Raw genomic sequence first — 20,839 nt, 5'->3', positions numbered from 1 at the left:
CGACGTCCCCGGGCTACAGAAAGGAGTCGCCTGGGCGACCCCGAGGGGCGCCAGCAAAAAAAGACATGTCACGATTCGGGCAAGGAAGGACACAGACGTCTCCCGACGTTGCAGACTGAAAGGATTTGGAGGAAAGCGAAGCTCAGCCGCGCGGTGTCACCGCGTGGGCCTGCCACTCCGCGGGAGGAATGCAGACACGTGCCTGGGCGCCGGGATGCACCTGCGTGCACCCCCACTGCGACGGGCACTGCGCCTGCGTCTGACATGTCGTACTGCAGAAGTAGCCCTCGGCCGGGTCCGCGCCGGTGTGCAGGCACATACCGGAGCGGCACTCGGAAGCACCGTGCGCGGTGCACGCCTCGCCCAGCTCCTTCGAGGGAGCGGACGCCAACGTCGTACGGTGCTCCGAGAGCACGGACGGGGCATCAGGAGGAGTGTCGAGGGGCGGCTCGGTACAGGCCAGTTCCCCTACGAGGCCGAGGCAGACCCAGAACAGGCCTGCGCTCACGCGCTTGAAGATGTGCACAGCGAGCTCTGAAACCTGAAGGGCTCACCGGCCACCGTCTGAGCCTTCACAGCGAGCGCATGAGACCCCTGACAGCCATTGCATGTCAAGATTCAACTCCCATTCACTGCCACACCCTGTGTGGGTAGCTGCCCATGCGCCAGGAATCCAGAGACAGTCTACCGCGCGCTCAGTGGTAGTTGATGCAGGACGTGACGCTCTTGTCGCCCGGGTCCGCCACGAGCACGGGCTCATCGGGGACGATTTCCAGCGTGTCGAACGAAGAGTCCGTCCCCGTGCAGACTCCGCGCGCCAGGTTGAAGCCCGGCTTCAGGTCATCCACGTTGAGGAAGCCGCCCCACTCCCGCAGCCCCTCCACGAAGCCCGGGGAGAGCCGGGGCACGTAGATGACCACGTGGTTGCGCGCCATGCCGCGCAGGGTGTTCCAGTGGCGGGCCTCGTCCCCGTCGGGATTGCCATCCCCATCCCCGTCCTCGTAGACGAGGAGGTAGGCGAAGCCGATGAGGCCCCCCTGGAAGTCATTGAGCACCATCTCCTCCGGGGTGTCGACGACGCGCAATTGGTAGTCGAACGGAGGATTCTGACTCGTCAGCTCCACGCTCTGGTACGAGATGACGTCTCCCTCGCGAGCCCAGTTGTCCCAGGCCAGGGTGACGCGCGTCGTCCCCTGCTTCGTGGCGGGCGCCAGCGACTTCACCTCGCCCTGCACCACGTAGCGGGCCTCGCCCACGTAGGTGCTGTCCCTCAAGGCCTCTCCACACCCAACGGTGCTCCCGAGCGCGAGCATCAGGCACAGCGACTTCACGAACCGACTCCATGTCATGACAGGACTCCCTCCCGCGAAGCGCGCGCGGCACGGCCCACGTGCGCGGCGGACGCACGAGAGACCCCCGGCCCTCGCGCGGCGGTCAGCCTCACCACCGCAGCCCCAGGCCCGCCGCGAACATCGGCTTCACTGGCGTGCGCACCTCCTCCGGTCCCACCCCGGGAAGCACGCGCATCCACGACGCCCGCACGCCCGCCTCCGCGCCCATGAAGAAGCCCCGGGGCAGGTGCAGGTCCGCGCGCAGCAGCGTGTCCAACTGCGGCACCACCTGCCAGCGCCTCGGCGCCAGCCGGCCGAAGAAACGCTGGTCCACGTACGCGGCGCCCAGCCTCGCACCGCCCGACAGGGAGAAGGGCCCCACGTCGAACACCTTCCGAGCCCCCACCCGGAGCGCCCCGAGCGTGAGCCGCCGCTTGAGGCTCGCGTCGTCGGTGTAACCCGAGTGCGCGCCTTCCACCTCCGCGTCCAACGTCAGTGCCGACGTGTCGAGCGACACCTGGACCGCGCCAGACGGAAAGAAGGGGAAGTCCTCCAGCAGGCTCGCCGTTCCCCGGCTCCACAGGCCCACCGTCCACGTGCGCCCACCGCTCCCGCCCTTGCGCACGAGCTGGTCCAGCTCCACCACGCTCCACGACGCCTTCACCAGCTCCAGCGGCTGTCCCTCCTCCGCGACGACGCGCGCCTCGCGCAGCCGGTCCGGCAGGCGGTGCTGCACGAAGTACGTCCCGGGCACCAGCCGCGCCGTGCGCGCCTCGTGGGAGATACCGGCCTCCAGCACCACCGGGCCGTCACGCCCGCCCTGCCGGAAGAAGTACTGCCCCGCGCCCTCCAGTCGCACCGCCGCCAGCCCCTGGTTGCGCCCCGGCCGCGTGAGCACCAGCTCCGAGCGCCCCTTCAGCTCATACAGGTACGTGGGGTGCTGCACGCCGCCCACCGTGGCCACGGTGCTCGCCACCGTGCGGTCCGCGGCGTACTGGTACGCCTCCGCGAGGCTGACGAGCCCGTCCGCGCTGGTGTCCGCCACGCCGCGCAGCGCGGCCACCAGGTGGTGCGTGAAGAAGGAGCCCTGCAGCGAGTCCGACTCCTGCGCGCTCTCCCCCGCCGCGGAGGAGGACAGAATCGCGAAGCCCTCCGGCAGCCCGTGCGACTCCACGTCCGGAGGCAGCGCGAAGGGCGCCGCCAGCTTCGTGCCCTTCACGCGCGTGGCCTGCCCGGAGCGGCACGCGTCCACCACCAGCAACCGCGCCGCCGCGGCCGAGCCGGACGTGAGGTTGCGCAGCTCCTCCCACGGCAGCAGCGTGCCGCCCAGGTGCAGTGACTCCGCGTCAGCGTGGCCCGAATAGAAGACGAGCAGCACGCTGGAGCGGTCATGCGCCACCTCCTCGCGGATGCGCGCGTTCATCCGGGACAGCGCGGTGCGAACGCGGTCCGCATTGGGGTCGGTGAGGACGGTGACGTTCTCCTGCGGAAAGTCCCCCAGGGTGACGAGCACCTCGTGCAGCCGCTCCGTGTCGCGTCCGGCGAAGTAGAGCCGGGGCTCGTCCGCGTTGCCCTTGTGCGCGCCCACCAGCAGCGCATAGCGCGCCTCGCTCGCGTGGGCGGCCACGGGCACCAGGGCCAGCAGCACGCCCAACGCCAGCGATGCCACACGGCTCACGGCGTTCCAGCCCTGCCCCGGCGCCAGCGCGAGGCTCACGGCGTGCCGGCCATGCCCCAGTCGTAGACGCGCACCCGGCAGACTTCCTCGGGCGGCACGCCGCGCGGAGGCTTCTCCGCGCATGTCAGCAGGCGCATCCGCGTGCGCCCCTCCGGCGTGACGGTGATGCCCATGGGCAGCCAGCCGCCCTGGGGCGCGAGCCCCTCGAAGTACGGGGTCCATTGTCCTTCCTCGTCTCCCTGGAGGATGAGCCACGCGGACGGCGCCGCGCCCTGCACGCGCAGGCGCAGCCGGTCTCCCGCCCTCAGCCCCGCCACCTCTTCGGCGGGGATGCCGTTGACCACGAGCGCCCCCTCGCGCGCAACGGCCACGTCCAGCGACGCACCCCCCTTCAGCGTCCCCCCGGGGCGCGTCACCGGCGGGGGAGACCGCACCGCGAGGAACACCCCCACCGCCAGCACGGGCACGGCGGCCAGGGCAGGCACCCACCGCCACGGCAACCACCGCTGGCGCGCGGGCCGCGAAGGCACGGCGGCAAGCAGCGCCTCCGGCACCTGCTCGAACGCCGCCGCACGCGCCTGCGCATGCTCCGTGTCCACGCGCTGCTTGCAGGACGCGCAGGTGGCGAGGTGCGCCTCGGCGGGCGCGCGCTCCTCGGGGGACAGCAGCCCGAGCACCACCTGCGAGACGCGCCACCCGGACAGACAGTCCGCGGACACCTTGGACCTGGGGAACGGCTCAGCCACCATGGCCTGCTTCCTTTCTGCGCTCGCCATGCAGCATGTGCTCGGCGTGGGCGCGGAACTTCTCCAGCCGACGGCCCACGGTGCGGCGCGGGACGCCGAGCAGCCCGGCGATTTCCTCGTGCTCCATGCCGTGGATGAAGTAGCAGGCGGCAATCTGCGCCTGCTCCGGGTCCGCCTCGGCCAGCACCTTGCGCAGCGCCAGTCCGTCCTCGGGCGAGTGCGGGCTGTGAGGCTCCGCGTCCGGCAGGTGCGCGTCGTGCAGTCCCTTGCGCCGGCGCGCGTCGCGCAGCCGGTTGAGGGCGAGGTTGGTGCTCGTGCGGTAGAGGAAGGCGGCCGTGTCCTGCTCGCTGCCGCTGCGCTCGCGGTGCTGCAGGAAGCGGATGAAGGCCTCCTGGGCCACGTCCTCGGCGGCGGCGGGCTCGCCGAGGATGCGAAGCGCACAGCCGCGCACCAGCGCCACGTGGCGCCGGTAGAGCGAGGAGATGTCGACCTGGGACGTGGGAGTCATGGCGCCGCCCCCTGGAGACACCCGGGCGCGAATCCGCGGTCACCCATGAACGAAAACAGCGCCGCCCGGCGCCCGGGCCATGTGGGCTGGCAACCCACTGACGGACGCCAGGGCGGGAAGAGGGACTCAGTCGTCGCGGTGGGCGTGGCCCTTCTTCTTGCCCTTGCCCTTGCCATGACCGTGGTCGTCGTCCCAGTCGTCGTCATCGTCCCAGTCGTCGCGACGGCCCTTCACCTTCTCGTCCACCTTGAGGAGGTTGCGCGAGTACGCGTCGTAGTCCAGGTGGAGGTGACCCTTCGCGCCGGAGGTGAAGGCGGCGAACTTCACCTTCCACACGTCGTTTCCGGTGCGGTGGGCCTCCTTCAGCTTGCACTCGTAGCCGCGCGAGCGGCACTGGCCGAAGCCCAGGTCCACGGCCTCGTTGTAGGACATGGCCGAGGGACGCGGCGGTGGGGGCGGAGGAGGCGGCTGCGGGCGCGGCGCGGGACGTGGCAGCGGCCGCGTATGGAGGACACAGCCCGGGGTCAGGAGCAGACCCCCAATGAGCAGCAGGGCGATTCGCATGCCGCGTATGACGCCCCAGCGCGGCTTCTCTTCAAAGCCACGCCGGGTGTGGGCGCGCCACTGGAAGGTTACAGTCCCTCAGGGGAAGCGAACGCGGCGAACAGCTCTCCTGCGAGGTAGGCACGAGTGCCCTTGGCGGCGGGGCGGATGTAGTCATTCAACACCGGCCCGCCCTGGGCGAGCTGGTGCTTCGCGGGAGCGGCCAGGTTGAGCCGCCCGCGCGCCACGCCCTTGCCACCCCGGTGGATGAAGGTGACGGTGCCGTCCGCGTCCACGGCCTCGACGACGCCGATGTGGGTCATCCCGTCGTTGCGGCGGCCATCGCGGTTGCGGTCATACGTCTCGCGGAAGAAGACGAGGTCGCCCGGGCGCGGCGCCTGGTGGTGGACGGTGCCCACGTCCAGGGCGCGGCGGAAGATGGCGGACACGGCGTTCTCCCCGGCGAGGAAGCCGTGGGCCACCAGGTCGATGCCCGCCGCGAGGTACGCGAGCCGCACGAAGCCGGAGCAGTCATTGGGCACGCTCCGGCTGACGCGGCCGAGGTTGCGCTCACCCACGAGCTGGATGGAGCGCTGGACGATGGAGCGAGCCTGCTCCGTCGGCGACAGCAACTCATCCCAGAAGCGGCCCGTGGTGCTGGCGGGGCCCGTCACCAGGCTCGCGGCCTGCAGCGCGGCGGCAATCACCCCGGACGTCACCAGCCGCACCTTGTCCTGCTGTGCGGCGGCCGGCTCCACCGGGGCCTCGCGGACCATCGCCGGAATCGACCCGGACGGCTCCTCCGTCTCCACCGTCACCACGCCTGCCTGCCCTGCCTCGGCGTGCGGGTTGGCGGGCGTCGAGGCCGAATCCATCACCGCCGCCGCGGGCGCCATCGCCACCGGAGGCTCCGCCGCGCGGGACTTCACGGTGGCACAGCCGACGAGAGCGCACAGGGGGATGGCGGCGAGCAGACGAAGGCGAAGCAACAGCGTTCCTCCCGGGGGGGGTAGTTGGGGCTGCATTCAATCCCACCTCCCGGGCGTGTCGCCAAGAACTCTCCGTGTCATCCCTCCCAGGTGGAGAGCATGTCTCGCACCCGCGCATACCTCTGGAGCAGGGTGGCGCGGTGGGCGCTGAGCATCACCATGGAGCCGATGACGAGCAGGCCCAGCATGAACAGCGACGCGGCGGCGATGCGGTGGTCCCTCATGCCGAAGCGCACGAGGTTCGCGGCGATGCACGTCACCAGGAACGCGGTGCCCAGGTACACGTACGAGCGGATGCGCAGGGCGATGCCGAAGCCCACGCCCACCACGCAGAGCACCACACACAGGAGCATGGAGCCGCCGTCGCTGAACATGAGCGGCTTCCACGCGCCGGCCACGTAGATGCCGGTGACTGCGAAGGCCCGCAGCCGTGCGTAGGTGTCCTCCTCGATGGAGGCGCGGAACACGCGCAGGAGCGAGAGCAGCGAGAGCCCCGCGGGGATGACGTAGAACTGCGGCTCCCCGGCGCCGGTGCCCTGCCACACCAGGAGCAGCGCCGCGTTGAAGGCCAGCACCGCCGCCAGCGACGCCGGGCCCCGGCGCGACGGGTGCGTGCCCAGCGCGGCGAAGTGCGCGGCGTGCCCCACCAGCAGCGCGGCCACCTGGAGCGGCTCGTCCCACGGCGCGGAGAGCAGGCCGGCCATCGGGAAGAGGAACGCGCCCACCAGCGCGGGCCGGCGGAAGGCCTTCAGTCCCGAGCCCTCGCGCTGGACGAAGAAGTAGAGGCCGGTGAAGACGGCGCCGCCCACCAGCGCGGCGAGGCTGTCCGCGGGGCCGGGCATCACGCCCATGCCCAGCAGACGCACGGAGAGGTAGCCCAGCGCGAGCACGCCCTGCGCGAGGAAGGCGGACGTCTCGTCCTCCTCCACGGCCGCGCGGCGCACCAGCGCGAAGAGCAGCACGGCCAGCGAGACGGTGGCGACGAGCGCCTCGCGCAGGCCGTCCCCGGTGGCGCCCAGCAGGGACAGGCCCAGCAACACCTCGGTGAGCGCGACGACGGTGAAGCCGTGCCCCACGCCCCGGCGCCACGACTTCCCCGCCACGAGCAGCGCCAGCGTGGCGAGCAGCGCGCTGGCGGCACCGAAGTACGGGAAGATGAACGCCGAGCCCCGCCCGGACGAATACACCGCGCCCAGGTGCATCAGCCACCCGTGCACGGCGGCGAGCGAGGCCAGCCAGCCCACCACCTCGCGCTCGCGGCGCCGCAACACCACGGCCCACGCGGCGCCCAGGCCGAAGAAGATGCACAGCGGCGTGCCCAGGTGCTCCAAGTCCCGCAGGCCCGCCAGCGACAGCAGCGACAGCACCCAGCCTCCGTGGTGCAGCGCCGCGCCCACTCGCAGGCCGCGCCCGTCCAGCCACATTCCCAGCAGGCACAGCGTCAGCCCCGCCCCGCTGACCACCGCGGGCGCCCACAACGGCGGCACCGCGGCGATGAGCGACAGACCCAGCAGCCCGGTGGCCACGTTGGCCATCCACCGGGTGCGCGCCACCATGAGGACGCACGACGTCAGCCCCGCGCCCAGCGCCATGGGCAGCGTCAGCGCGCCCGGGCCCGTGACCAGCAGCCGCCCCACCAGCAGCAACCCCAGCGAGCCCGCGCCGCCCACCCATAGCGGCTCGCTCCACGTGCCCTCCAACTCCGGCAGCACGCGGGCGAAGGCGGTGGCGAGCGCGCGCTGCACGCGGCCGGACTGGCACACCGCGGACAGCAGCGCCGCGCCCAGCGCCACGGCGATGATGGACAGCCCCGCCTCGGGCCGCCACTCCAGCAAGGCATGCGTGCTGACCTGGCCCACGGGCGCGAGCGCCAGGGCCCACACCGCGGGGGTGAGCAACCACCGGCGAGACAGCAGGAACGCGGCGGCGGCCAGCACGGCGGCCAGCACGGCCAGGTGCAGGGGCGTGGGATGTACCAGCCCCAGCAGCACCTCGGTGAGCGCGACGACGGTGAAGCCGCGCCCCACGCCCCGGCGCCACGGCTTCCCCGCCACGCGCATCGCCAGCGTGGCGAGCAGCGCGCTGGCGGCGCCGCAATACGGGAGGATGAACTCCAAGCCCCGCCCGGGCCAGTACACCGCGCCCAGGTGCATCAGCCACCCGTGCACGGCGGCGAGCGAGGCCAGCCAGCCCACCACCTCGCGCTCGCGGCGCCGCAGCACCACGGCCCACGCGGCGCCCAGGCCGAAGAAGATGCACAGCGGCGTGCCCAGGTGCTCCAAGTCCCTCAGGCCCGCCAGCGACAGCAGCGACAGCACCCATCCGCCGTGGTGCAGCGCCGCGCCCACGCGCAGGCCGCGCCCGTCCAGCCACATTCCCAGCAGGCACAGCGTCAGCCCCGCCCCGCTGACCACCGCGGGCGCCCACAGCGGCGGCACCGCGGCGATGAGCGACAGGCCCAGCAGCCCGGTGGCCACGTTGGCCATCCACCGGGTGCGCGCCACCATGAGGACGCACGACGTCAGTCCCGCCCCCAGCGCCATGGGCAGCGTCAGCGCGCCCGGGCCCGTGTCCAGCAGCCGCCCCGCCAGCAGCAGCCCCAGCGAGCCCGCGCCGCCCACCCACAGCGGCTCGCTCCACGTGCCCTCCAACTCCGGCAGCACGCGGGCGAAGGCGGTGGTGAGCGCGCGCTGCACGCGGCCGGACTGGCTCACCGCGGACAGCAGCGCCGCGCCCAGCGCCACGGCGATGATGGGCAGCCCCGCCTCGGGCCGCCACTCCAGCAAGGCGTGAGCATCGACCTGGCCCACGGGCGCGAGCGCCAGGGCCCACACCGCGGGGGTGAGCAACCACCGGCGAGACAGCAGGAACGCGGCGGCGACCAGCACGGCGGCCAGCACTGCCAGGTGCAGGGGCGTGGGCTCCGCCAGCGCGGGCAGCACCGCGAACGCGAGCGCCGTGAAGACCGTCGCGGGCCGCAGCGTCGCGTCCGGCTCACACCGGAAGAAGGCCCACAGCGCGGCGGGCCGGTGGTGCGCGGCCAGGGCGAGCGCCAGCAGCAGGCTCGTGACGACAGGCCGCGCCTGGGGCACGAAGAGGAGGAATAGCGCCGCCCCACAGACGCGCAGGAAGGGTCGCGCCCCCGGCATCAGCGCCAGCGCGGCGGTGAGGAAGTACACGGGACCGGAGCCCGCCCACGGCAACAACAGCAGCAGCGGCGTCACCACCGCGAGCGCGCCCTGCATCCACACGGACAGCTCGCGCCGGGGCTTCTCCTCCCGCGAGCGCAAGAGCAGCGAGGCCACGGCCGGGAAGTGCTCCACGGCGCGCACCACGGCCAGTGCCACCAGCGGCAGCACCTGTGCCCAGACGGGCGGCGTCCCACCCACCACGGCGATGCCCACCAGGGTGTAGGGCACCATGAGGGCAGCGAAGAAGGGCATCTGGTTGGCACGCGTCCACAGCAGCGGCAGCACCAGCGTGCCCAGCACCAGCAGCGGCAGGCCCGCGTCGTCCCACTGCACCACACTGATGCCCAGTGCGATGACAGCGCCCAGTGTGGCGACCAGGGCGAAGCGCCGGCCACCCGCGCCGATGCGCAGCACGGCGGGCACCTCCTCCAGCACGGCGAGGACACTCAGCACGGTGGCCAGCGCCAACATCGCCACGGGGCCCACGTCGGCGAGGGCGACGACGGCATACAGCGAGGCCACGCCGACACTGAGGCCCGCGGGCAGCGCACGCGCGGTGAGCAGGGCCGCGAGCGCCGCCGCGAGCATCAGGGGCACGTGCTGCCCCGAGCCGGCGGCCACGGGGACCAGTGAGAAGAGGATCGCCACCAGCGCCGCCGTGGTGGTGCTGGCGCTCTTGCCCCAGCGCACGGCGGAGAGCGAGGTGCCCAGCGACCAGAGCACGAACAGCGACGCGGACAGGCCCGGAGACATCCACCCGCCCCAGGGCTCGTAGACACCGCGCAGGTCGGGCAGCAGCGCGAGCGCGGCGATGATGACCGCGAGCGGCCGCACGACGGGGAACGTGCGCGACGTCACCGCGACGGCGGCCGCGGCGGTGAGCACCACCAGCCCCAGCCCCGGCACCTCGGACGCCAGACCCCAGGGCAGCGCGAGCACGGCGTAGAAGACGGCGGGCAGCCCCAGCAGCCGCGCCAGCCCGCCCCGCTCACCCAGCAGCGCGAGGCCGAGCGCGACGACCGCGAGCGCGGGCGCCACCGCGGCTGGAGACACCTGGCCGGCCAGCTTCGGCAGGGCCGCCGCGGCGAGGAGCGCGGCGAACGCCAGGGCCGGCGCGCTCTGCACCGCCAGGGCGGCGACGATCGCCGCGGAGCCACACAGCACCACGCCCGTCACGGACGCCGCGCCGCCGCCAGAGATGCCCATCAGGAAGCCGACAGACGCCGTCACCCCCACGACGGAGGCGAGCAGCCAGCGCGTGCGCGAGGTGCACAGCAGGCTCACGCCGGCGAGCACCAGCGCCAGCACACCGGACACGACGGACGCGCCCGGAGCGCCCAGCACGATGGCGGCGTGGAGTGGCAGCAGCAGCGCCAGGCCGGCGCCCACGGCGACCAGGTAGAAGCGCTCCACCAGCAGGCCCGCTGTCAGGCACACCAGGCACATGCCGAGCGCGCTCCAGAAGGCAGGGCGCGAGTCGGGACCCGCCATGCCATAGAAGGCGAACAGCGGGCTGGCCACGGCGGTGGCGCGCAGCAGCACCTCCGCGAAGGCGAGGTCGCGCGCGTTGCCCGTGCGCTCACCGCGCCACAGCCGCATCACCGCGAGCACGACGCCCGCGGTGACGAAGGGCAGCGCGGACAGCGCGCCGTACTGGAGGGGCAGGGCGTCGGTGACGGGGTAGCCGAGCCGCCCCTTGAGCGCGTCGATGAAGCGCTTCACCGGACCGGGGATGAGCTGCGCGCTGGAGGCGTAGGCGAAGTAGGTGCTCGCGTAGGCGCCGTACACCCACGGCAGCCGGGCGAGGCCACCGCGCGCCAGCGTCACCAGTGTCCACGTGAGCACGGCGGCGGTGACGAAGAACGCGGGCGCGGGGGCCGTCGCGGCGGCGGCCAGCGAGGCCACCTGGAGGGAGACCACGCCGAGCGCGAGCGTGTCGGCGGCACGCTCGGGCTCCAGCGTGCGGAAGCGAAGGGCCGTGGCGAGCAGGACGGCGACGAAGGGCGCATACGTGCCCGGCACGGGCTCCAGGTCCACGCCCACCAGTGCCACGTGCAGTCGCACCGAGTAGAGGGCGAGGAGGTAGAGCGGCGCCGCCACGGCGAAGACGAGCGCGGCGCTCTTGCGCGGCTCCGGAGTCGGGCGCGAGGAGAGGACGAAGAAGAGCGCGCAGGGCAGGAGGTTGAGCCACGACGCGGCGCCGCCGAGCTTCGCGGCGAGCGGGGCCAGCCCCATCATCAACGTGCTCGCGGCGAGGACGGCCTGCACGAGCGGCCGGGAGGGGGCGTCGAGGGACTCGGCCGGCTTGCGCACGAGGACGGCGGCAATGCCGGACCACGCCAGCAACATGGGGATGAGCAGCAGGGGGCCCACGCCGCCGAAGTGGAGCGCCTCGCCCATGTCCAGGGGTCCGAGCGCGATGCCCGCGAGCGGCGCGGCGGCCGAGCCGATGAGGCCGAGGATGTGGCCGGGGTTGCGCAGCGCCTCGCGCCGGGCGAGGTACGCGCCCCAGATGGAGAAGCCGGCGGAGTACCCGGCCGTCATGCCGAAGACGGTGAGCGAGCGGAGGCTGGAGGACATCCCCGCCCAGCTCTCGAAGACGAAGTAGAGGGTGCCCGAGAGGATGAGGAAGGCACCGACGAACCACATGATGCTCTCGTAGAGGAACGGCCTCCACACCCGGTTCCAGGTGGAGGTCTCCTCGACGAGGCGCGCGGTGGCGGTGCGCGGCTGCGGAGGCTCCGCGTACGCCTCTGCCGGATTCGGCGGCAGCGGCAGGCGGCGGGGACGGGGCAGCCCCGGTGCACGGGCCTTGGGCTCGCGGGCCGGCTCTTCCCGCGCGTCGTCTTGCGTTGCCTCCGGAGGCGCAGCCGCGGGCTCCGTCGAAGCGGCAGGCTCCGCCGGGCGCGCCGCCGGCTCCGCGACGGGTTCAACCGCTTCCGTCGAAGCCGCGGGCTCTGCCGGGGCCGCCTCCACCGACTGCGCGACAGGCGCCACGGCTTCAGCCGAAGCCGCGGGCTCCGACGGGGCCGCCTCCACCGACTGCGCGACAGGCACCACGGCTTCCGCCGAAACAGCCGCCTCCACCGACTGCGCGACAGGCGCCACGGCTTCAGCCGAAACAGCCGCCTCCACCGACTCCACGGTGCGCGCCACCGCTTCCACCGGGACCGGCGCGGCACCGGACTCGTGCGGGGCTACCACGGCGGGAGCCGCTTCGATGAGCCCCGGTGCGACCGCTGCCGCCCCCGTCACGGGAACGCGGCCCTGCGCATCGACGGGCATCTCCGTGAGCACGGAGAGCAGGATGCGAGCCTGTCGCTCGTACCGCTCGGAGAGGAACCGCGACACGTTGCGCGGCACTTCGGAAGAGTCCCAGCGCTTCAGCTCATCGAGCAGGAAGTGCACATGCGCGAGCTCGGCCTCCACGACGTTGCGCGGACGCAGCGCCATCGTGGTGCCACACAACGCGCAATGTCGGGCAGTGCCAAGCCGTTCCTGCCGGCAGTCAGGGCAGTACATATCCCCCCTCGATACAACGGACGTGCCACGAAGGATGCCCCGGAATCCGGGCCCATGGAAATCAGCCCCCTCTGGAGGCGCCTTCGCCGGTGCGTCGTCCCGGTGTCACCTGTGCACCGGGGTGCACACCGGGTGCGCGCTCCGGAACGCACCTCACGCGGACGCTGGCCCTCCGGCGCGGGCTGTGGAACGTTGCGGCCCCCATGAGCACGAGCACGGAAACCCTGGTCCTCCGTCCCATCGAGCCCCGGGACGACGCGGCGGTGGCCTCCATCATCCGCACGGTGATGCCGGAGTTCGGCGCGGACGGCCCCGGCTTCGCCATCCACGACCCCGAGGTCTCGACGATGAGCGCGGCCTACTCGCGCCCCCGTCACGGCTACTTCGTCGTGGAGCGGAACGGCCGCGTCATCGGCGGCGCCGGAATCGCTCCGCTGGACGGCGGAGACCCCGGCGTCTGCGAGCTGCGGAAGATGTACTTCCTCCCCGAGGCCCGTGGCCTGGGTGCGGGCGAGCGCATGCTCCGCCGCTGCCTGGACTTCGCGCGCGAGGCGGGCTTCCGGCTCTGCTACCTGGAGACGCTCGCGGGGATGAAGCAGGCGCAGAAGCTCTACCGGCGCCTGGGCTTCGAACCCCTGTGCGCGCCCATGGGCAAGACGGGGCACTTCGGCTGCGACAACTGGTACGCGCTGGACCTGACGAAGCCGGCCGCCTGACTTCGCAGGTCACCTCTCGGGAAGGCGACCCTCGCTCCCCTGCCCTACCAGCGGGCCCTGGAGTGAGCCGGGGCCATGTCCCTCCACCGTCCCCACCTTTCGGGACCAGGAGGCAGACCATGGCGAAGAAGCAGGACAAGGGACGAGCGAACGCACCGGAGCCCCAACCCCGCAGGGCGGACTCCGGAGACGTGTCGGGCCAGGGCCGCGAGCGCCGGGACGACACGGACGTCTACCCCGCCAATCGCAACGCGGGAGACTTCGGCACCCACGGTGGCCCCAACAAGAGTCGCGAAGCGCGCTCGGATGACGTCACCCCGTAACAGCAGGACGTCCAGCCGGCGCGCCCCCGCGAGGGTGAGTGCGCGCACGGTCCGCGAGCCCCGGGAGCCGGAGCAGACTCCGGCCCCGGGGGTGGTGGCCGAGCCGCCGCCCCGCGAGGACAAGGCCCCCTTCGACATCGACGAGGTGCTCGGCCGCATCCGCGAGGAGGTCCGCCAGTTCGCGGACGCCGGTCGGCGTGACGGCCCCCCGCTGAAGCGAAGCGGAGGCCTGTTCCGTCGCGCGACCCCTACCTGTCCCGGCCCACCAACTGTGTGGTCCGTCGGGCCAGGCGCCGCCACGGGTTGGTGCGGCCCCCGTTCTCCAGGGTGATTTCCTTCGAGTGGCGCAAATCCTTCGCCCAGCACCGCTCCAGCTTCCGGACGAACTCCGGGTCGCTCATCACCAGCGAGCCCTCACCCAGCTTGTTGAGCGACAGCACGTCCAGGTTGGTGGAGCCCACCACCGCGAGCCAGTCATCCACCAGAATCGTCTTCGAGTGGAGCATCGACGGCTGGTACTCCCAGATGCGCACACCCGCGTCCAGCAGTCGCTCGTACGTGGAGCGCTGCGACGCGCGGATGATGGGCACGTCATGGATGGGCCCGGGCCCGAGCACGCGAATCTCCACGCCCTGCCGGCACTTCTCCTCGAGCTGCTCCAGAATCGCGTTGGGCGGGGTGAAGTACGCGTTGGCAATCCACAGTCGCTCGCGCGCGGCGGCGATGACGAGCCGGACCATGCGCTCGGCATCCGTGACGCCCAGCTTGCCCGCGCTGTCGACGAAGCCCGCGCTCGCGGGGCCCTCGGACTCCTGGTCCTCCACTTCCGGGAAGGCGCTCGGCGGCAGCAGCCCGCCCCCGGACTCCTGCCAGTGGCGCGAGAAGGACAACTGCATGCGGCGCACCTCGGAGCCCTCGACGCGCACGTTGGTGTCGCGCCACTCCTCGGGCTTGAGGCCGTCGCCCTCCCACACCTTCCAGATGCCGAAGCCGCCCGTGTAGCCGATGCGTCCATCGACGACGACAATCTTGTTGTGGGTGCGCCCCAGCAGCCGGCCCACCACCTTGCCCGCGAGCAGCCGGTAGTAGTGCACCTCCACGCCGGCCTCGGTGAGCCGCTTCTCCACCTGGAGGTCGAAGTCCTTGTCCCCGCTGACCTCCTCGCTGCCCACCGGGTCCACCACCACGCGGCACTGCACGCCCGCGCGGGCGCGCTCCACCAGCGCCTCGACGACGCGGTCCGACAGCTCGCACGGCCGCCAGATGTAGACGAGGATGTGGATGCTCTGCTTCGCGCCGCGGATGTCCCGCAGCATGCGCTCGAAGACCGTCCCGTTCTCCAGCAGCTCCAGCTTGTGGCCCGGAATCAGCCCCACGCCCACGGACTGGTAGAGCGAGAAGGAGAACCCCTCGGGCCCGGGGGGCAGCACGAAGGGCCCCCGCATCTCGTGCCGGGCCCGCTCCCTGTCGCCGTCGAGGAAGTGCGAGCCGGCCTGCGGCACCACTTCCTCTTCCAGTTTTTGAAGCTCGTCCATGCGCGGCAACGTGGGGACGCTTCCCTGCCTCCGCCACCGAACGCTCGCCCGCCTGCCCCCCGAAAGAGCACGCTCTCCCATTGCCGTGAGAGAGCGGGCTGGCCACACTGCGCCCGTTCCCTCGCCTCCTGGAGAGCCAACCATGGTGGAGCACACCCATCCGACGGCGCACGAGCTGCTCTCGCTTCCCCGCCTCGCGCCGCTCGTGCCCATGCTGTACGTCGCCTGGACGGACGGCGAGCTGAGCCACGAGGAGCTGCGCGCGCTGGGCGACGCGGCCCGCCAGCAGCCCTGGCTGGACCTCCGCTCCAACATGGTGCTGGCGCGCTGGCTGGACCCCATCTTCCCCCCGAGCGCGGGCGAGCTCGCGGTGGTGAAGGAGCACATCCAACGCACCGCCGAGCAACTGTCCCATAGTGGGCAGCAGAGCCTCGCGGAGCTGGGCGCGCAGTTGGCGGAAGTGGCCACGGGGAAGGACGGGCTGCCCGCGCCCATGCCGGAGCTGGCGCGCGCGCTGAAGCAGTTGGAGGACGCGCTGGGCATCTCCGGCAGGGAGGCCGTGCGCTCCCTGGTGCCCGCGGCCGCCCCCGCGCCGGTGCGCCATGGCCCCACGGAGACGACCTCCTTCGACCCGGAGGCGCTGCGCGCGGTGCTGGACCGCAAGTACCCCGAGGCCCGCCAGAAGGTGCGCGCGTGGCTGGAGGCGCCGGCCTTCCGCTACACGGACACGCACGACACGGACGCGTACCGCGACAGGGTCTTCTCCTGGCTGAAGGCGCTGGCGGACCAGGGCCTGGGCCGCATCGCCTACCCGGAAGGGGACGAGACGCGCGCGGACCTGGGCGCCTTCATCGCCGCGTTCGAGACGCTGGCCTTCTTCGACTTGAGCCTCGTAGTGAAGGCGGGCGTGCACTTCGGCCTCTTCGGCGCGAGCATCCTCTTCCTCGGCACGGAGCGGCATCACCGCGAGTACCTGCCGAAGGTGGCCTCGCTAGAGCTGCCCGGCTGCTTCGCCATGAGCGAGCTGCGCCACGGCTCCAACGTGCGCGACGTGGAGACGACGGCCCGCTACGACACGGAGGCGGGCGAGTTCATCGTGCACACGCCCTCGGACGGCGCGCGCAAGGAGTGGATTGGCAACGCCGCGCGCCACGGGCGCATCGCCACGGTCTTCGCCCAGCTGGAGGTGGGCGGCAAGGCGCTGGGCGTGCACGCGCTGCTGGTGCCGCTGCGCGACACGCAGGGGAAGGTGCTGCCGGGAATCCGGATTGAAGACTGCGGCGAGAAGATGGGCCTCAACGGCGTGGACAACGGCCGCATCTGGTTCGACCACGTGCGCGTCCCGCGTGAGAATCTGCTGGACCGCTTCGGCCAGGTGGACGCGAAGGGCGAGTACCACAGCACCATTCCCGGGGACTCGAAGCGCTTCTTCACCATGCTGGGCACGCTGGTGGCGGGCCGGGTGAGCGTGGCGTGCGCGGCGCTGAGCGCGGCCAAGAGCGGCCTCACGATTGCCGTGCGCTACGGCGACATGCGGCGCCAGTTCGGCCCGGTGGGCGCGCAGGAGGTGCGGCTGCTGGACCACCAGACGCACCAGCTGCGGCTCCTGAAGCCGCTGGCGAAGACTTACGCGCTGGACTTCGCGCTGGAGTACCTGGTGGAGCGGTACGTGAAGCGCACGGAGGAGGACGCGCGCGAGGTGGAGGCGCTCGCGGCGGGCCTCAAGGCCTACGCCTCGTGGCACACCACGGCGGTGCTCCAGGAAGCGCGCGAGGCGTGCGGCGGCCAGGGCTACCTGACGGCCAACCGGGTGCCGGCGCTGAAGGCGGACACGGACGTGTTCACCACCTTCGAGGGCGACAACACGGTGCTGATGCAGCTCGTCGCCAAGGGCCTGCTCACGGGCTACCGGCAGCGCTTCGAGGACGACCGCGTCTTCGCGGTGCTGAAGCTCCTGGCGGACCGGGCCGTGGGGGTGGTGGAGCGCAACCCCTTCACCACGCGCCGCACGGAGAGCGAGCACCTGCGCGACGGCGACTTCCAGCTCCGCGTGCTGCGCTACCGAGAGGATGACCTGCTGGCCTCGGTGTCGCGGCGGCTGCGCAAGCGGCTGGGCGCGGGGGTGGAGGCGTTCGAGGCCTTCAACCAGTGCCAGGAGCACCTGCTCGCGCTGGCGCACGCGCACGTGGAGCGGCTGGTGCTGGAGCAGTTCCTCAAGGGCGTGGCGGCGGTGCAGGAGCCGGGGCTGAAGACGGTGCTGGGACGGCTGTGCGACCTCTATGGCCTGTCGTGTCTGGAGTCGGCCAGCGGCTGGTTCCTGGAGCACGGGCTGCTGGAGGGGTCCAAGGCGAGGGCCATCCGCAAAGAGGTGGAGCGGCTGTGCGCGGAGGTGCGGCCGGACGCGGTGGCCTTGGTGGACGCGTTTGGGATTCCGGACACCAGCCTCGCCGCGCCCATCGGCCTGGGCCGGCTGGCGCCATGACTGGGGCCACCGGGGCTCACCCTCCGGTGGCTTCGCTGTCCTTGGCCTATACGGACAGACGCTCCAGGCGCGTCAGCCAGCTCGCGAAGTGAGTGCACTCGCGCCGGACTGCGGCCAGGCCGATCCGGCTCACCGCAGCCGGGCCGAAGAAGGTCTTGTCGTACGCTGGGAAGAGCTGGATGAGCCGCTTGGACGGGGCAGTCTCCCGTGAGTCGTTGATGTGCTCGGGCGTCTCGAAGTCCCCGCGAATCTTCTGGAGCTGCTGAAGCTGTGCAGGGGAGGCACCGAGGACCTGGCTCGTCGCATCCACGTCGCTGAAGAGGAGCGCCTCGAACTCGTGGGCCTGGATGTACGGCACGAAGCGGGAGCCCCCTCCTATATCGGCGGCCAGGGCCGCCTCCAGCATCGCTACCCATTCCAGGATGGGGGTGCCGCCCCGAAGCACGGCGGGCTGCGGGAAATCATCGGGCAGGGCGTAGTAGTCGAACATGGTGGAGACGAGCGCCTGCGGGTCCTGCGACAGCCAACGCAGGATGTCCTGTCGGGCCTTGGCATAGCTGACCAGTCCGCCCCGGTAGATGCGCTGCTTGCGGCGCCCCGTCTCGACACAACGAGCCACCGTGAAGACCTGATGCTCTCCCAGGTGGGGAGCGAGCAGGTCCCGCACGAAGGTCTCCTCGGTCTGCCCTTCGACGATGATGTTCAGCCGAATCACCGGGAGGGCCTCCCGCCCAAGACGTTCTTCATCCACAGCTCGCCCAGGCTGTACTCCTCCATCCACTGCGCGAACTCCGAGGAGGAGAGCCGCTTGAACGTCGACTGTCCGCCGTGCCGCTCCACGACGATGAGGTCCTCCAGTTCCAGCAGGTCGATGAGGGTCACGGACTGGGTCGCAACGATGAGCTGGGTCCGGGTCGAAGCGCTTCGCAGGAGGGAAGCCAGGACATTGATGGCGTAGGGATGAAGGCCCAGCTCCGGCTCGTCGATGAGGATGGTGGCGGGAAGTTCGGGCTGGAGCAACAGCGTCGCGAGGCAGATGAACCGCAACGTCCCGTCCGACAGATGGTGCGCCAGGAATGGGAAGTCGGAGCCCTGCTCCCGCCACTCCAGCTCAATGGAGTTGGGGGCGAGCGGCGACGGGCGCAGCAGGAAGTCGTCAAAGGCGGGCATCACCTGCCGGACCGCGTCGCGAATGCGCTCGTACTCAGCCCAGTGCTGCACCTGCAACCGATATAGGAAGGCCGCCAGATTGCCCGCGTCCGCGCGCAAGAAGAGGTTGTCGTTGAGCGCCCCTACCCGCTTGACGTTCGCCGCGTCGCTCGTGTCGTGAAAGTGGTACACCCGCCAAGACTGGATGACTGGGACGATGTATTTCGCAAGCCGTTGGTGAGTGCTTCCCGTAATTAGTTGAGCCGGAGCTCGACTCTCGGTGTGCCCTGAACCAATTGTACGTTTAGTAGGATAGTACTCACCTTCGAACCAGAAGACTTCCTGCGAGAAGATGAGCCGGTTGTCAGCCGTCGGCATCAATTCAAGAAAGTAGCCATTCTTCGCAAAGTAGAATTCGGCCTTGAGTTCGGGAGTCTTCTTACGCCCGTAGTGCAGCAGTGCGTCCGGTCCCCCTCGCTGGGCCACATGGAGCTGCAGCCGTCCCTCGATCAGCTCATTCAAGAGCCGGAAGAACGCGATGAAGTTGCTCTTGCCCGCGCTGTTCGCTCCGATGAGCACGTTGAGCTGACGAAGCTCCAGCCCCTCCAGCGACCGGATCGACTTGAAGCCTTTGATGGTCAGCTTCTCGAGTTGGGCCATGACGGAATCGCTCCAAGAGTCGATGCAGTGCGGCGATATCCCCGCTTATCGCACCGGCCCCCAGACGGGAAGGGACTGGCTCACGCACCAGGGTGTGCAGAGGATCCAACAGGGCCCCCGCCTCTTACCCCCATAGGCGCCATGAGGTGAACGGTTGCGGGGTCCGGGCGCTGACGGGCTTGCGGTGGCCCGGGCAGACTCCCCGTCCCCATGCCCATGACCCGACATGTGACGCTGTGGCTCTGTGCGCTGGGGTGGCTGTCCGGCTGCGCCACCCTGTCCCCCGTGGAGCGCGCCGCCGCGCTGGAAGAGCAGAACAAGGAGCGCGCGCGGCTGCTCACCGAGGAGCTCTACAACCTGCGCAAGCTGGACCGCATCCCCGAGTACATCGCCCAGGACTTCGTGGACCACTCACCGGGCACACCGCCGGGAGCCGGGGGCCCGGCCCTGGTGCGCCAGCAGGCCGAGGCCAGCTTCCAGCAGTTCCCCGACCTCAAGTTCGACATCCTCCACCTCGTCGCGGACGGGGACATGGTGGTGGTGCACTGGAAGGCCCTGGGCTCGGACCCGAAGAACCTGGACGAGACGGGCAAGCCGAAGCCGCTCATGCTCGACGGGCAGTCGCTGTACCGCATGCGCGACGGCAAGGTGGTGGAGGCCTGGGACATCTCGGACCGGCTCTCCCCCCTCCTCCAGCGCGGCTACAAGGTGGTGCCTCCGAAGCCGTGACGCGCCGTCACTGCACGCCGGGCGCGCGGAACACCTCGCCGTCGCGCCCTTCCACCACGAGGCTGGCCGCGTCGGACGCATTCACCCGCAGCGCCACGCGCGCCTGACCGCGCCGGTCCACCAGCAGCAGGTTGGGCGCGCCGTGCTCGTCCGCGCCCAGAATCGCGCGTGGCCGCCCATTGGCATCCGCCAGCTCCAGCCGCGACGAGCCGTCCACCTGGAGCCCCACGGAGAACAGGTCCGCGCCACCGGGCTTGGACAGCGTCAGGCGCGGCGCCTCGTCGGAGTACACGGTGAGCTCCGCGAGCGACTCGCCGGCCGCGGTGGAGAAGCGCAGCTTCGGCGAGCCGTCCTCGCCCACGCCCAGCAGCGCACGAGGCTTGCCCGCGCCGTCGCGCAGCACCAGGGCCGCGTTGCCGGCCTCGTCGGTGCCCAGGGTGGCGCGGGTGCGCCCGCGCGCGTCGGTGAGCACCAGCCGGGACGCCACCAACTCCCCGGACGGCACCGCCGTGTCCTTCAGCGCCGCCGCGCCCAGCCCCAGTCCGGCCAGCGCGAGCGCGGCGAACGTCAACCCCTGCCACCGCCGGCAGCGGCGCTCCAGCCGCTCCATCCGTGCCTCGAGCGTGTCCATCCGAGAGCCTCCTGTCCGTGCAACCCGCGCGCCGGGAAGAGCTGAACGTAACGGAAGACCGGCCCGTCCGCGCGCCCTTCTGTCCGGCAGTGACACCACATCCGCA

At 71.5% G+C, this 20,839-nt stretch carries 16 protein-coding genes; 4 read left to right on the top strand and 12 right to left on the bottom strand.

Annotation, left to right across the window (positions count from 1 at the left end):
* Positions 1–142 precede the first annotated feature (142 nt).
* The 8 genes from OV427_RS29170 to OV427_RS29135 all read right to left on the bottom strand — a co-directional run bounded on the left by OV427_RS29170 (position 143) and on the right by OV427_RS29135 (position 12,439).
* Entirely contained in the window at positions 143–391 is a 249-nt protein-coding gene (locus OV427_RS29170) for a hypothetical protein (RefSeq protein ID WP_267859468.1), read from the bottom strand.
* 304 nt (positions 392–695) lie between these two features.
* Entirely contained in the window at positions 696–1,349 is a 654-nt protein-coding gene (locus OV427_RS29165; protein ID WP_267859467.1) for a hypothetical protein, read from the bottom strand.
* A gap of 91 nt (positions 1,350–1,440) precedes the next feature.
* Positions 1,441–3,048, bottom strand: a complete 1,608-nt coding sequence (locus OV427_RS29160; protein WP_267859466.1) for a caspase family protein — start codon at positions 3,046–3,048, stop codon at positions 1,441–1,443.
* On the bottom strand, positions 3,045–3,758 hold the full coding sequence (locus tag OV427_RS29155; RefSeq protein WP_267859465.1) for an anti-sigma factor family protein: 714 nt from the start codon (positions 3,756–3,758) through the stop codon (positions 3,045–3,047). The genes OV427_RS29160 and OV427_RS29155 overlap by 4 nt, the downstream gene beginning before the upstream one ends.
* Entirely contained in the window at positions 3,748–4,263 is a 516-nt protein-coding gene (locus OV427_RS29150) for an RNA polymerase sigma factor (protein ID WP_267859464.1), read from the bottom strand. The genes OV427_RS29155 and OV427_RS29150 overlap by 11 nt, the downstream gene beginning before the upstream one ends.
* Before the next feature lie 126 nt (positions 4,264–4,389).
* Complete coding sequence (locus OV427_RS29145; protein WP_267859463.1) at positions 4,390–4,827, bottom strand: hypothetical protein; 438 nt, start codon at positions 4,825–4,827, stop codon at positions 4,390–4,392.
* A gap of 68 nt (positions 4,828–4,895) precedes the next feature.
* A complete protein-coding gene (locus tag OV427_RS29140; protein ID WP_420718289.1) occupies positions 4,896–5,831 on the bottom strand; it encodes a CHAP domain-containing protein in 936 nt (311 codons plus the stop codon).
* A 41-nt stretch (positions 5,832–5,872) separates the two neighbouring features.
* Positions 5,873–12,439 (bottom strand): hypothetical protein, encoded by a 6,567-nt coding sequence (locus OV427_RS29135; RefSeq protein ID WP_420718288.1) that lies wholly within the window; start codon positions 12,437–12,439, stop codon positions 5,873–5,875.
* A gap of 272 nt (positions 12,440–12,711) precedes the next feature.
* On the opposite strand from OV427_RS29135, the gene OV427_RS29130 reads away from it, so the two are divergent.
* Both OV427_RS29130 and OV427_RS29125 read left to right on the top strand, forming a co-directional pair.
* Positions 12,712–13,224, top strand: coding sequence for a GNAT family N-acetyltransferase (locus OV427_RS29130; protein ID WP_267859460.1), 513 nt, complete (start codon positions 12,712–12,714; stop codon positions 13,222–13,224).
* 119 nt (positions 13,225–13,343) lie between these two features.
* Positions 13,344–13,547, top strand: coding sequence for a hypothetical protein (locus OV427_RS29125; protein WP_267859459.1), 204 nt, complete (start codon positions 13,344–13,346; stop codon positions 13,545–13,547).
* 248 nt (positions 13,548–13,795) lie between these two features.
* Here OV427_RS29125 and OV427_RS29120 read toward each other — a convergent pair whose 3' ends face one another.
* Complete coding sequence (locus OV427_RS29120) at positions 13,796–15,082, bottom strand: phospholipase D-like domain-containing protein (RefSeq protein ID WP_267859458.1); 1,287 nt, start codon at positions 15,080–15,082, stop codon at positions 13,796–13,798.
* A 142-nt stretch (positions 15,083–15,224) separates the two neighbouring features.
* Between OV427_RS29120 and OV427_RS29115 the strand changes: the two genes are divergently transcribed.
* The gene (locus OV427_RS29115) at positions 15,225–17,564 is read left to right on the top strand and encodes an acyl-CoA dehydrogenase (RefSeq protein WP_267859457.1); all 2,340 of its coding nucleotides are present in this window, start codon (positions 15,225–15,227) and stop codon (positions 17,562–17,564) included.
* A 46-nt stretch (positions 17,565–17,610) separates the two neighbouring features.
* Here OV427_RS29115 and OV427_RS29110 read toward each other — a convergent pair whose 3' ends face one another.
* Both OV427_RS29110 and OV427_RS29105 read right to left on the bottom strand, forming a co-directional pair.
* Positions 17,611–18,279 (bottom strand): DUF4276 family protein, encoded by a 669-nt coding sequence (locus OV427_RS29110; RefSeq protein WP_267859456.1) that lies wholly within the window; start codon positions 18,277–18,279, stop codon positions 17,611–17,613.
* The gene (locus OV427_RS29105) at positions 18,276–19,373 is read right to left on the bottom strand and encodes an AAA family ATPase (protein ID WP_267859455.1); all 1,098 of its coding nucleotides are present in this window, start codon (positions 19,371–19,373) and stop codon (positions 18,276–18,278) included. Before OV427_RS29105 ends, OV427_RS29110 begins: the two co-directional genes overlap by 4 nt.
* Before the next feature lie 210 nt (positions 19,374–19,583).
* Between OV427_RS29105 and OV427_RS29100 the strand changes: the two genes are divergently transcribed.
* On the top strand, positions 19,584–20,102 hold the full coding sequence (locus tag OV427_RS29100) for an ester cyclase (RefSeq protein ID WP_267859454.1): 519 nt from the start codon (positions 19,584–19,586) through the stop codon (positions 20,100–20,102).
* 7 nt (positions 20,103–20,109) lie between these two features.
* On the opposite strand, the gene OV427_RS29095 is transcribed toward OV427_RS29100, so the two are convergent.
* Positions 20,110–20,733, bottom strand: a complete 624-nt coding sequence (locus tag OV427_RS29095; protein WP_267859453.1) for a hypothetical protein — start codon at positions 20,731–20,733, stop codon at positions 20,110–20,112.
* Positions 20,734–20,839 lie beyond the last annotated feature (106 nt).

Source organism: Pyxidicoccus sp. MSG2 (assembly GCF_026626705.1).
Classification (GTDB): Bacteria; Myxococcota; Myxococcia; order Myxococcales; family Myxococcaceae; genus Myxococcus.
The sequence above is the reverse complement of the archived record's forward strand: the minus strand, read 5'-3'. Positions and strand labels throughout refer to the sequence as shown.

Coding starts and splice junctions, on each gene's coding strand:
- OV427_RS29165 (WP_267859467.1), bottom strand. CDS start 1,349: ATGACATGGAGTCGGTTCGTGAAGTCGCTGTGCCTGATGCTCGCGCTC.
- OV427_RS29155 (WP_267859465.1), bottom strand. CDS start 3,758: ATGGTGGCTGAGCCGTTCCCCAGGTCCAAGGTGTCCGCGGACTGTCTG.
- OV427_RS29150 (WP_267859464.1), bottom strand. CDS start 4,263: ATGACTCCCACGTCCCAGGTCGACATCTCCTCGCTCTACCGGCGCCAC.
- OV427_RS29145 (WP_267859463.1), bottom strand. CDS start 4,827: ATGCGAATCGCCCTGCTGCTCATTGGGGGTCTGCTCCTGACCCCGGGC.
- OV427_RS29140 (WP_420718289.1), bottom strand. CDS start 5,831: ATGCAGCCCCAACTACCCCCCCCGGGAGGAACGCTGTTGCTTCGCCTT.
- OV427_RS29135 (WP_420718288.1), bottom strand. CDS start 12,439: ATGGCGCTGCGTCCGCGCAACGTCGTGGAGGCCGAGCTCGCGCATGTG.
- OV427_RS29130 (WP_267859460.1), top strand. CDS start 12,712: ATGAGCACGAGCACGGAAACCCTGGTCCTCCGTCCCATCGAGCCCCGG.
- OV427_RS29125 (WP_267859459.1), top strand. CDS start 13,344: ATGGCGAAGAAGCAGGACAAGGGACGAGCGAACGCACCGGAGCCCCAA.
- OV427_RS29120 (WP_267859458.1), bottom strand. CDS start 15,082: ATGGACGAGCTTCAAAAACTGGAAGAGGAAGTGGTGCCGCAGGCCGGC.
- OV427_RS29115 (WP_267859457.1), top strand. CDS start 15,225: ATGGTGGAGCACACCCATCCGACGGCGCACGAGCTGCTCTCGCTTCCC.
- OV427_RS29105 (WP_267859455.1), bottom strand. CDS start 19,373: ATGGCCCAACTCGAGAAGCTGACCATCAAAGGCTTCAAGTCGATCCGG.
- OV427_RS29100 (WP_267859454.1), top strand. CDS start 19,584: ATGCCCATGACCCGACATGTGACGCTGTGGCTCTGTGCGCTGGGGTGG.
- OV427_RS29095 (WP_267859453.1), bottom strand. CDS start 20,733: ATGGACACGCTCGAGGCACGGATGGAGCGGCTGGAGCGCCGCTGCCGG.